Origin of the sequence: Streptomyces sp. NPDC050732 (genome assembly GCF_040654255.1) — a bacterium.
GTDB lineage: Bacteria > Actinomycetota > Actinomycetes > Streptomycetales > Streptomycetaceae > Streptomyces.
Map to the genome: position 1 here is coordinate 1 of NZ_JBFAHP010000056.1, position 10,522 is coordinate 10,522.

Annotated in this window: 12 protein-coding genes; 7 read left to right on the plus strand and 5 right to left on the minus strand. The window is 71.9% G+C overall.

Features of this window, described 5'->3' with window-relative positions; translation table 11 throughout:
• Nucleotides 1–98 precede the first annotated feature (98 nt).
• Nucleotides 99–572, minus strand: coding sequence for an ATP-binding protein (locus tag AB0H82_RS34420; protein WP_362999461.1), 474 nt, complete (start codon nt 570–572; stop codon nt 99–101).
• A gap of 325 nt (nt 573–897) precedes the next feature.
• Nucleotides 898–1,806, minus strand: coding sequence for a heavy metal transporter (locus tag AB0H82_RS34425; protein ID WP_362999462.1), 909 nt, complete (start codon nt 1,804–1,806; stop codon nt 898–900).
• A 61-nt stretch (nt 1,807–1,867) separates the two neighbouring features.
• Here AB0H82_RS34425 and dapE point away from each other — a divergent pair, with 61 nt between their 5' ends.
• Nucleotides 1,868–2,947: a succinyl-diaminopimelate desuccinylase gene (gene dapE, locus AB0H82_RS34430; protein WP_362999463.1), complete on the plus strand. Its 1,080-nt coding sequence runs from the start codon at nt 1,868–1,870 to the stop codon at nt 2,945–2,947.
• A 99-nt stretch (nt 2,948–3,046) separates the two neighbouring features.
• A complete protein-coding gene (locus AB0H82_RS34435) occupies nt 3,047–3,823 on the plus strand; it encodes a TIGR00730 family Rossman fold protein (RefSeq protein ID WP_362999464.1) in 777 nt (258 codons plus the stop codon).
• A gap of 171 nt (nt 3,824–3,994) precedes the next feature.
• Here AB0H82_RS34435 and folP read toward each other — a convergent pair whose 3' ends face one another.
• Nucleotides 3,995–4,855, minus strand: a complete 861-nt coding sequence (gene folP / locus AB0H82_RS34440; protein WP_362999465.1) for a dihydropteroate synthase — start codon at nt 4,853–4,855, stop codon at nt 3,995–3,997.
• Nucleotides 4,856–4,980: 125 nt separating this feature from the next.
• Here folP and AB0H82_RS34445 point away from each other — a divergent pair, with 125 nt between their 5' ends.
• Together AB0H82_RS34445 and AB0H82_RS34450 are read left to right on the plus strand one after the other, a co-directional pair.
• Nucleotides 4,981–5,361 (plus strand): DivIVA domain-containing protein, encoded by a 381-nt coding sequence (locus AB0H82_RS34445; protein ID WP_362999466.1) that lies wholly within the window; start codon nt 4,981–4,983, stop codon nt 5,359–5,361.
• Nucleotides 5,358–5,948 (plus strand): DNA-3-methyladenine glycosylase I, encoded by a 591-nt coding sequence (locus AB0H82_RS34450; protein ID WP_362999467.1) that lies wholly within the window; start codon nt 5,358–5,360, stop codon nt 5,946–5,948. Before AB0H82_RS34445 ends, AB0H82_RS34450 begins: the two co-directional genes overlap by 4 nt.
• A gap of 4 nt (nt 5,949–5,952) precedes the next feature.
• On the opposite strand, the gene AB0H82_RS34455 is transcribed toward AB0H82_RS34450, so the two are convergent.
• On the minus strand, nt 5,953–6,753 hold the full coding sequence (locus AB0H82_RS34455; RefSeq protein ID WP_362999468.1) for an enoyl-CoA hydratase-related protein: 801 nt from the start codon (nt 6,751–6,753) through the stop codon (nt 5,953–5,955).
• A gap of 308 nt (nt 6,754–7,061) precedes the next feature.
• Between AB0H82_RS34455 and AB0H82_RS34460 the strand changes: the two genes are divergently transcribed.
• Complete coding sequence (locus AB0H82_RS34460) at nt 7,062–7,229, plus strand: DUF3117 domain-containing protein (protein ID WP_003966491.1); 168 nt, start codon at nt 7,062–7,064, stop codon at nt 7,227–7,229.
• A gap of 336 nt (nt 7,230–7,565) precedes the next feature.
• On the opposite strand, the gene AB0H82_RS34465 is transcribed toward AB0H82_RS34460, so the two are convergent.
• The gene (locus tag AB0H82_RS34465; protein WP_362999495.1) at nt 7,566–8,264 is read right to left on the minus strand and encodes an O-methyltransferase; all 699 of its coding nucleotides are present in this window, start codon (nt 8,262–8,264) and stop codon (nt 7,566–7,568) included.
• A 153-nt stretch (nt 8,265–8,417) separates the two neighbouring features.
• On the opposite strand from AB0H82_RS34465, the gene sigE reads away from it, so the two are divergent.
• Together sigE and AB0H82_RS34475 are read left to right on the plus strand one after the other, a co-directional pair.
• Nucleotides 8,418–9,191 carry an RNA polymerase sigma factor SigE gene (gene sigE, locus AB0H82_RS34470; protein WP_362999469.1) on the plus strand — a complete coding sequence of 258 codons (774 nt, stop codon included), beginning with the start codon at nt 8,418–8,420 and terminating at the stop codon, nt 9,189–9,191.
• A gap of 89 nt (nt 9,192–9,280) precedes the next feature.
• Nucleotides 9,281–10,162, plus strand: coding sequence for a zf-HC2 domain-containing protein (locus AB0H82_RS34475; protein ID WP_362999496.1), 882 nt, complete (start codon nt 9,281–9,283; stop codon nt 10,160–10,162).
• Nucleotides 10,163–10,522 lie beyond the last annotated feature (360 nt).

Here is a 10,522-nt window from a genome sequence, read left to right on the forward strand (position 1 = left end):
GGGGGGGGGGGGGCCTGGGGTGTGTTGCCCGCCGCTTGTTCCATGGGGGCGGCCCCCGCCCCTTTGGCACCGGGCCCCTCCGCGCGCCTGTCCGGCGATCAGCCCAGCGGCAGGCTCTTGACCGGCAGCTGGTCGGTCGGCAGGCCGCCCTTGGTCAGCGAGTCGGTGGGCAGGCCCTGACCCAGCGCGCCCTCGGTCGGCAGCCCGCCCTCGGTGGCCGAGTTCGCGGTCTCGCCGAGCACCTCGCCCGTGCTGCCCGCGACTTCGCCGGCGGCCCGCTGCGCGGCGGGGGTCGCCGTCTTGCCGGCCCGGCCGACGGCCTTGGTCGCGGCCGGGACGGACTTCTTCACGGCCTTGCTTCCGGTGTCACCCGCGAGGTTGCCGACGTTCTGAGCCGCGTCGTCGACGGTGTTGCCGAGGCTGTCGCCGTCCACGGCGGACACTCCGCCCAGGTCGGGGCCTGCCGGGAGGTCAACGGCGCTCGCGGAGCCGGCCGCACCGACCACGGAAGCTGCGCCCGCTGCGCTGAGCAGCGCGGCACGGGCGATCCGGCGGGTCAGGGGGAGGGACATGATGCTCCTTCAGACGGGAGAGAACGTGGGGTTGTCCGGCCGGATCGGCTCCGGCTTCGCACCGGACGGCTTCCGGCGGTCAGACGCAGTGACTACCGCTCGAAGCCCGCGAAGGTTGCGGTGCGCCAACGTAAAGAGTTGGCAATGCGTCGCATTATCGGCTGCGGAGAAAAGGGGGCAAACGACTTACGGGCCGATTCGCTGCAGAATCCTTCATCCTCCGTTTCCACAAGGGATTCGGGGAATGTGCGGAGCACGGCCGGAAAACTCGGACACGATCTCGCCCCCTCACGCCCGGCGTGCCCCGAACGAGTGAAGCGCCGCACTACTGCCCAGTGACGATTCGAACCTCGTCCGCGGCCCTGCCCGCTCCCGCGGCGCCGGCCGCCCGCACCTTCCGCCACTCCCCGGAGCCGCCGGCACGCCATTCCCTGCCGTCGTACGACACCCGGTCGATGTGCAGCGCCGAGGACTGCGCCACGGCCCAGTGCGCCAGCTCCCAGCCGCGTCGCGACACCCGGTCGTCGGCAGGGCGGGCGGGCACCGGCACCGTCACCGTGCGCCCCGGGGCGCCGCCGGGGCGCACCTCGCGGCCGAAGTCGCGGGCCAGGGCGGCCCGCACCCGCGCCGGGCCCGCGGCGGCGGTGCCGGCGTCCGGACGGCCCTCGCAGCCGAAGGCGGCGGGCGCCCGGCCGGTGAGCGCGGCGGCGAGCAGCGCGGCGTCCGGCTCGTGCTTGGCGTAGGCCTGCGGATAGCCGCTGCGCTGCACGCGCTGCGCGGCCACCGTGAGGGGCAGGCGCGAATAGCCGGGAACGTCGGCCAGGTGCTCGTAGAACCGGGCCGCCGAATACGCCGGGTCCATGATCTGCCGCTCGTCGCCCCAGCCCTGCGAGGGGCGCTGCTGGAAGAGGCCGAGCGAATCCCGGTCCCCGTGCGTGATGTTGCGCAGGCCGGACTCCTGGAGGGCGGTGGCGAGGGCGATGGTCACCGCGCGCTCCGGCATCCCGCGCGAGGTGCCGGCCGCCACCACCGTCGCGGCGTTCTCCGCCTGTTCGGCCGTGAAGGTGTACGAAGCGCCGTCGTCCTTCCCCGACACGACCGTGCACCGCGGCTCGCGCTTGCCCCCGTACACGTACTGGAGCGCCACATAGCCCACGACGGCGAGCAGCACGGCGGCCGCGGCCCCGATACGGAGGAGACGGCCGCGCCGGACGAGGGCGGTGGGCTCAGGCACGCGTCCAAGGTACTGGAGTCCACCGACAAGTCGGCGCGCCCGCTGCCTTAGGGTCGTTCGCATGCCTCAGACACCGCTTGACCTCACGCTCGACGCCGCGGAGCTCACCGCGCGGCTGGTCGACTTCCCGTCCCCGAGCGGCGAGGAGAAGGCGCTCGCCGACGCCATCGAGACGGCCCTGCGCGCCCTGCCGCACCTCACGGTCGACCGGCACGGCAACAACGTGGTGGCCCGCACGAACCTCGGCCGCGCCGAGCGGGTCATCCTCGCCGGGCACATCGACACGGTGCCGATCGCGGACAACGTCCCCTCCCGCCTCGACGAGAACGGCGTCCTCTGGGGCTGCGGCACCTGCGACATGAAGTCGGGCGTCGCCGTCCAGCTGCGCATCGCGCAGACGGTGCCCGAACCCAACCGCGACCTCACCTTCGTCTTCTACGACAACGAAGAAGTGGCCGCCCACCTCAACGGCCTCGGACACGTCGCCGAGGCCCACCCCGACTGGCTGGCGGGCGACTTCGCCGTCCTCCTGGAGCCGACCGACGGCCAGGTCGAGGGCGGCTGCCAGGGCACCCTCCGGGTCCTCCTCAGGACCAAGGGCGTGCGGGCGCACTCCGCGCGCGCGTGGATGGGCTCCAACGCCATCCACGCGGCCACCCCGATCCTCCAGAAGCTCGCCGCGTACGAGCCCCGCAAGCCGGTGGTGGAAGGCCTCCAGTTCCACGAGGGCCTCAACGCCGTCCGCATCGAGGGCGGCGTCGCCACCAACGTCATCCCCGACGAGTGCACCGTCACCGTCAACTTCCGCTACGCCCCGGACCGTACCGAGGAAGAGGCCCTCGCCTTTGTCCGCGACTACTTCGCGGACTGCGGCGTCGACGAGTTCGTCGTCGACGACCACACGGGCGCGGCCCGCCCCGGCCTCACCCACCCGGCGGCAGCGGCCTTCATGGCGGCCGTCGGCGGCGAGGCACGCCCCAAGTTCGGCTGGACGGACGTCTCCCGCTTCAGCGCGCTCGGCGTGCCCGCGGTCAACTACAGCCCCGGCAACCCGCTGCTCGCCCACAAGATCGACGAGCGCGTCGAGGCGTCGCTGATCCCGGTGGCGGAGGAGAGGCTGCGGGCCTGGCTGACGTCGTAGGTTCCTGTGCCGCTCCCGGTGCCGGACATCCCGAGGTCCCTCGTACGTAACCCGCGTAGATCTACGCTGTGAGTCACGTACGCATGGAGGGAGCAGACGATGAGCCACCCCGACAACAGCGCCGAGCGCGCTGCCCGCGCTGCCAGGAAGCGTCCTGAGGAGCAGCGGCTCGGCCCGGTGCTGCGCAGGCGGGACAAGGTGCAGGCCGGTACCACCGACCAGCGTCTCCTCGACTCCGACGGTCCCTCCGAATGGGTGCACACGGACCCCTGGAGAGTCCTGCGCATCCAGTCCGAGTTCATCGAGGGCTTCGGCACCCTCGCGGAACTCCCGCCCGCCATCAGCGTGTTCGGCTCGGCGCGCACGGGGGAGGGCTCTCCGGAGTACGCGGCCGGGGTCGAGATCGGCAAGGCGCTCGTGGAGGCCGGCTTCGCCGTGATCACGGGCGGCGGACCCGGCGCGATGCAGGCCGCCAACCAGGGTGCCGTCGAGGCGAAGGGCACCTCGGTCGGCCTCGGCATCGAGCTCCCCTTCGAACAGGGCCTCAACCCGTACGTCGACATCGGCGTGAACTTCCGCTACTTCTTCGTCCGCAAGACGATGTTCGTGAAGTACGCGCAGGGCTTCGTGGTCCTGCCCGGCGGCCTCGGCACGCTGGACGAGCTCTTCGAAGCGCTCACCCTCGTCCAGACCCGCAAGGTCACGCGCTTCCCCATCGTCCTCTTCGGCACGCAGTACTGGGGCGGCCTGGTCGACTGGCTGAAGAACACGGTCATCGCCCAGGGCAAGGCCTCGGAGGCGGACCTTCTCCTCTTCCACGTCACGGACGACGTGGAAGAGGCGATCTCACTGGTGACGAAGGAAGTCGGTAAGTAGGAAGTGCTCAGGCCAACCCTCGGCGGGCGACCGCCGGGGGCCGGTGTCCAGCAATTGTCGCCACCATGACCAATCCTTCGTGCCGCACTCGCACCGCTCGGCGCTGGGGCGCCTCCCGGGCTTCGCGCGGCTGTGCCGGACTCCGTCCGGCCGGGGTGGGGCGGGCGCGGCTCAGGCCAGTCCTCGCCGAGCGACGGCAGGAGCACGGTGCCCCGCGATCGTCGCCACCATGTCCAGCACCTGCTTGGTCTCGGCGACCTCGTGCACGCGGTAGACCTGGGCGCCCAGCCACGCCGATACCGCTGTTGTCGCCAGGGTGCCGAGGACGCGTTCCTTGACCGGCTTGTCGAGGGTCTCGCCCACGAAGTCCTTGTTGGACAGGGAGACCAGGACGGGCCAGCCCGTGTCCACCATCTCGCCGAGCCTGCGGGTGGCCTCCAGGCTGTGGCGGGTGTTCTTGCCGAAGTCGTGGCCCGGGTCGATCAGCACGGACTCGCGCGGGACGCCCAGCTCCACCGCGCGTTCGGCCAGGCCGAGCGTCACGCGCAGGATGTCGGCCATCACGTCGTCGTACGTGACGCGGTGCGGCCGGGTGCGCGGCTCGGCGCCGCCCGCGTGCGTGCAGACCAGACCCACCCGGTACCGCGCGGCAACCTCGGCGAGCTTCGGATCGACGCCGCCCCAGGCGTCGTTGAGCAGGTCGGCGCCCGCCTCGCAGACGGCCTCCCCGACGTCGTGCCGCCACGTGTCGACGCTGATCACCACGTCCGGGAACCGCTTGCGGACCTCGGCGACGAAGCCGACCGTGCGGCGCGCCTCCTCCTCGGCGGTCACCTCCTCGCCTGGACCCGCCTTGACCCCGCCGATGTCGACGATGGCGGCGCCCTCGGCCACGGCCTGCTCCACGCGCGCGAGCGCGGGTTCGTCGCGGAAGGTGGCCCCCTGGTCGTAGAAGGAGTCCGGGGTCCGGTTGACGATCGCCATGATCACCGGCTCGTGCGCGTCGAACTCGCGCCTGCCAAGCCTGAGCATCCCCTGTGGCCCTCCTGGGTCCTTGTCGCGGTTCGGCCGCCTGCGACCTTAACTGTCACAGGCGCATGGCACGATCGGACCCTGACAGTTTCAGCACGGGCAGTCGAGCGTGAGGGCCTGAAGAGATGGTCTTGTTCTTGTTCCTGGTCATCGCCCTCGTCGTGGTGGTCGGCGCGGTGACCCTCGCCGTGATCGGCGGCGGCGAGAGCGGCGCGCTGCCCGACGCCGAGCCCGAGCGGTTCACCGACCCGCTGCCCCCGGACCGCCCCCTGCGCCGCGCCGACGTCGACGCGGTGCGCTTCCCGATGACGCTGCGCGGCTATCACATGGCGGAGGTGGACGAGGTGCTCGGCCGCCTCGGCGCCGAGCTGGCCGAGCGGGACGCCCGCATCGCCGAGCTGGAGGCGGCCCTGGCGGGCGCGCAGGCGACGGCGGTCGCGGGCCGCACCCTCTTCGAGGGGTATGAACCACGCGGGTCCGAGGAGAAGAAGGGCGACGACCAGTGAGCACGGAGAGCGGCGCGGTCCCGGGCCCGGACGGTGGCCTCCGCTGCCCCTGGGGCCTGTCCACCGCGGACTACGTGGCGTATCACGACGACGAATGGGGCCGCCCGGTCCACGGCGACGACGCGTTGTACGAGCGGCTCTGCCTGGAGGCCTTCCAGTCCGGCCTCTCGTGGATCACGATCCTGCGCCGCCGCGAGGGCTTCCGCGCCGCCTTCGCCGGCTTCAGGATCGCCTCGGTCGCGGAGTTCACCGACGAGGACCGCGAGCGGCTCCTCGCCGATCCCGGGATCATCCGGAACCGCGCCAAGATCGACGCCACCCTCGCCAACGCGCGCGTGCTCGCCGACTGGCCCGAGGGCGAACTGGACTCCCTGATCTGGTCGTACGCACCGGATCCCGCGACCCGCGAGGCCCCCCGCACCATCGCCGAGGTGCCCGCGATCACCGACGGGTCCATAGCCCTGTCGAAGGCCCTCAAGAAGCGCGGCATCCGCTTCGTCGGCCCCACCACGGCGTACGCACTGATGCAGGCCTGCGGCCTGGTCGACGACCACCTCGCGGACTGCGTGGCCCGCGAGGCGGCGTAAGGGATCAGCGCCCCAGGTACTTCGGCTTCTCCTTGGCGATGAAGGCCTGCACGGCGATGGCGTGGTCCTCCGACGCGCCCGCCCTCGCCTGCAGCTCGTCCTCCTTGTCCAGCGCCTCGTCCAGGGAGTGGCCCGCCGCGTAGGCGAGGGACTCCTTGAGCGCCGCGTAGGCCAGGGTGGGTCCGTCGGCCAGGGCGCGGGCCACCTGCGCGGCCTCGTCGGCGAGGTCGTCGGCGGGCACGATCCGGTTGGCGATGCCCAGCTCGTACGCCTCCTGTGCGGAGATGTTGCGCGGGAAGAGCAGCAGGTCGGCGGCGCGGCCGGGGCCGATCACGCGCGGCAGCGTCCAGGAGACCCCGGAGTCGGCGGTCAGGGCGACACCCGCGAACGAGGTGTTGAACTTGGCGGTGTCCGCGACCACCCGGTAGTCGGCGGCGAGCGCGAAGCCGAGGCCCGCGCCCGCGGCGACGCCGTTGACCCCCGCCACGACCGGCTTCGGCATGCTGGTCAGCGCCCGCACGATGGGGTTGTAGTGCTCCTTGACCGTGCTCATGGTCTGCCCGGTGCCCGCCTCGCGGTCCGCCGCGAGGGAGCCGATGTGCTCCTTGAGGTCCTGGCCCACGCAGAAGGCCCGGCCCGTCGCGGTGAGCAGCACCGCGCGCACGGCCTCGTCGCCGGCGGCCGACCGCACGGCCTCCCGGAGGGCGACCTTGGCCTCGGTGTTCATGGCGTTCATCGCCTCGGGACGGTTGATCGTGATCGTCGCGAGTCCGTCGCTCACCTCGTAGAGCACGCTGTCGGCCATGGTGGCCCCCTCCGCTGGTCCAGTACGTAGGAGCTCAGCATGACGGAGATCATCGGGCTCCGGCATGCGCCCGGTCATGTGACCTGCGTCAAAGAATTTCGGGCCCACGGGGCGTATGGGACGGCGAAGTATCGCAGCCACATCGCCGAAATGAGGGGTTTTGCGGGCGCGCGTTGCCCAAGCGATGCCGACCGATGTTGGTCATCGGGTCCTGCCATGCGGGATAATGACCTGGAAGCAATGTGTTCGATGCCGGTGACACCTGGGTTGTCGGCTGCGATGAGCTGGTTTCAGGAAGGGGAACGAGCATGGCGGCCATGAAGCCGCGGACGGGCGACGGCCCGCTCGAGGTGACCAAGGAGGGGCGGGGCATCGTCATGCGCGTTCCGCTCGAAGGCGGCGGACGACTTGTCGTCGAACTGACTCCGGACGAGGCCGACGCGCTCGGCGACGCCCTGAAGAAGGTCGTCGGCTGACGCGGAAGCGCGCACACTTTTCCACTGCCCGGCATCGTACGACGATGCCGGGCAGTGCTGTTCTCGGGCCGGGGGCCTTCACCTGTCCGGGGGGCCGGCGAGTTCTTCAGGGGCGCGGGGAACTGCGCGCCCAGCCACAACGAACCCGCAGCCGAAGAAGCCCGCCCGGCCGGGGTTTTTCAGGGGCGCGGGGAACTGCGCGCCTAGCCACAACGAACCCGCAGCCGAAGAAGCCCGCCCGGCCGGGGTTTTTCAGGGGCGCGGGGAACTGCGCGACCAGCCACGACGCACCCGCAGAAAAAGAACCGCCCAAGCCAGCGCAGCGCCGACGCAGCGCTACCGTTTGACGGCGCACAGGAGACCGTCTCCCACAGGGAGCAACGACGGCACCAGCTCAGAACTCTCGCGCACCGCCCGCAGCAGCTCACGCAGGTGCAGCACCTCGACGGGCTGCGGCCCGGAGTCCACGGTCCTGCCGTCCGCGAAGACGCCCTCGAAGCAGACGAGCCCGCCGGGCCGGAGCAGGCGCAACGATTCAGCGAGGTATTCGAGCGACTCCAGGCGGTCCCCGTCGCAGAAGACGAGGTCGTAGCCGCCGTCCGCGAGGCGCGGCAGGACGTCGAGGGCGCGGCCCGGAATGAACCGCGCGCGGTTGCCCGCGAAGCCGGCCGCGCGGAAGGCCTGCCGGGCGAACTGCTGGCGGTCCGGCTCGGGATCGACGGTGGTCAGCACGCCGTCGGGCCGCATGCCGTGCAGCAGGTGGATGCCCGACACCCCGGTGCCCGTGCCGATTTCGGCCACCGCTTTCGCGTCAGCCGTGGCGGCGAGCATCCGCAGCGCGGCGCCGGTGCCGGGCGACACCGAGGGCAGGCCCGCCTCCCGGGCCCGGTCCCGGGCCCAGCGCAGTGCCTCGTCCTCGGCGACAAAGGCGTCGGCGAACGCCCAGCCCGTCTGCCGGTTGCCGGTAATGGCCCTCTCCTGTCCCCGTGGTTGCCTGGCCGTGACTGTATCCGTTGGGGCCGGGAACCCGCAGATGAGGCCGGGCGTTTATAGGGGGTGGGAGCGCGACGGGGGTAACGGATGGATCAAGACCGGAAGCGGACGGCTCGCAGGGGCAGGACACCTGCAGAGAAGCCCGTACCAAATTCACGTAAAAACGCTTATCCGGAGCTAACGGGCGAGGTGGTTATGGTAGGGGCTCCACTGGACACCACCAGAGCCGACAGGGGAGGTGCGGCTGCGTCTGCGAATCGGGGAGGAGCGCTCCGGCGTTTTCTCGGATTGGCGGGTGAGCCGAAATCCGTGACCGAGACCGCTGACCGCATCCGTGCCAACGACTCCGCTCAGACCGCGACCTTTGCCGCTGACGCGGAATCGCAGGCGTGGACTCCGCCCACCTGGGAGGAGATCGTCAGCACGCACAGCGGCCGCGTATACCGCCTGGCGTACCGCCTGACCGGCAATCAGCACGACGCCGAGGATCTCACGCAAGAGGTCTTCGTCCGTGTCTTCCGGTCCCTCTCGACCTACACCCCCGGCACGTTCGAGGGCTGGCTGCACCGCATCACCACCAACCTCTTCCTGGACATGGTGCGCCGAAAGCAGCGCATCCGCTTCGACGCGCTCGGGGACGACGCCGCGGAGCGGCTGCCGAGCCGCGAGCCGTCGCCGCAGCAGGTGTTCAACGACACGCACTTCGACGCGGACGTCCAGCAGGCGCTCGACACCCTCGCGCCGGAGTTCCGCGCCGCGGTGGTCCTCTGTGACATCGAGGGCCTTTCGTACGAGGAGATCGCAGCGACCCTCGGCGTCAAGCTCGGCACGGTCCGCAGCCGTATCCACCGGGGCCGCTCGCAGCTGCGCAAGGCCCTCCAGCACCGCTCTCCCGAGGCCCGCGCCGAGCGTCGCTCGCTCGCGGTCACCGGAGCCGTGGCGCTGGGAGGAGGGGGCGCGACCGCGTGAGTGGATCACGGTCGAATCCTGCCGAACGGCACCTAGCCGAGGCCGAGCAGCATCTGGGAGACCGGCTGGCCGCCCTTGTGGACGGCGAGTTGGGTCATGACGCGCGCGAGCGCGTCCTCGCGCATCTGGCGACCTGTCCGATGTGCAAGACCGAGGCCGACGCGCAGCGTCGCCTGAAGAGCGTCTTCGCGCAGGCGGCCCCGCCGCCGCCCACCGAGAGTTTCCTCGCCCGCCTCCAAGGTCTTCCAGGAGGCGGTTCCGGGCCGTCCGGAGGGCCCGGCGCCGACGACGGATTCGCCACCGGAGCCACCGATTCCGCCGGACTGCCGCAGAATGGGATCTTCGGCGTGAACCCCGACCCCTTCGTGGAGTACGTGCCGGCGGGCGCCCACGCCGCGGTGCTGCCCAGCGAGCAGCGGGGCTTCCGCATCCATGACGTCATGCGGCACGACGCGGAGAGACCGACCTGGCGCGGTCGCCGCTTCGCGTTCGCGGCGGCCGGTGCGGTGTCGCTGGCCGCCATCGCGCTCGGCGGCGTCACGGTCGGCGTCCCCGCCGACTCGGGCGACCCCCGCGCGGGCGGCTCCGGCAGCAATGTGACCCCGCAGCGCTCCCAGGGCTCCGGCACCGCCGTGACCCCTGACTCCGTGCGCCGCCGGGGCAGCGGCAATCCACTGTCGGTGCAGGGCCAGCGGCCCGGCGTCCTGACGGCACCGGTCGCGCCGACCGAGGTCACGGGACCCCTCCTGCCCGGGGCACCCACGCACCCGCTGCGCTCCCGGGACTCCGTGCACCAGCTGACGGCGCCGATGCTGGCGGGCGCCGCCGCGATCTCCCCGCTGATACGCCCGGCGCCGCCCGGCCGTCACACGGCGGAGGACCGCCCGGTGCCGGGAGACGCCGATCCAGTGCGGACCAGCGCCGCGCCACCGGGCGCCGGACCGCTGCAGGGCACGTCGCAGATGCGCTGACACGACGGTGCCCTGCGCTTCCGCGGGGGAACCTGGTTGAATCCTCGGTGGGCCGTGCCCGCCGAGGAACCGGCGAGCGCGGGGTTGAGCATGCAAACGGCGTCCGCCGCGGGCCAGTTGTGGGGAGAACATGGACGAGGGGAAGCCCGCAAAGGCGAACTGGTGGAGCCGCCCCCGCCCCAAAACCCCAAACCCACCCACACAGCCACCTCCGCCTCCCGCAGGCCAGCCCCCAACCCCACAAACCACCCCGCCGACCGCCCCCGGCACCCCACCCCAGGACACGCCGGCCCCGGCACAGCCTGCGGAGGCCCCGACTGCGGCTGCCCCGCACGGCGCCACGTCGGTAGAGCCCGGTGC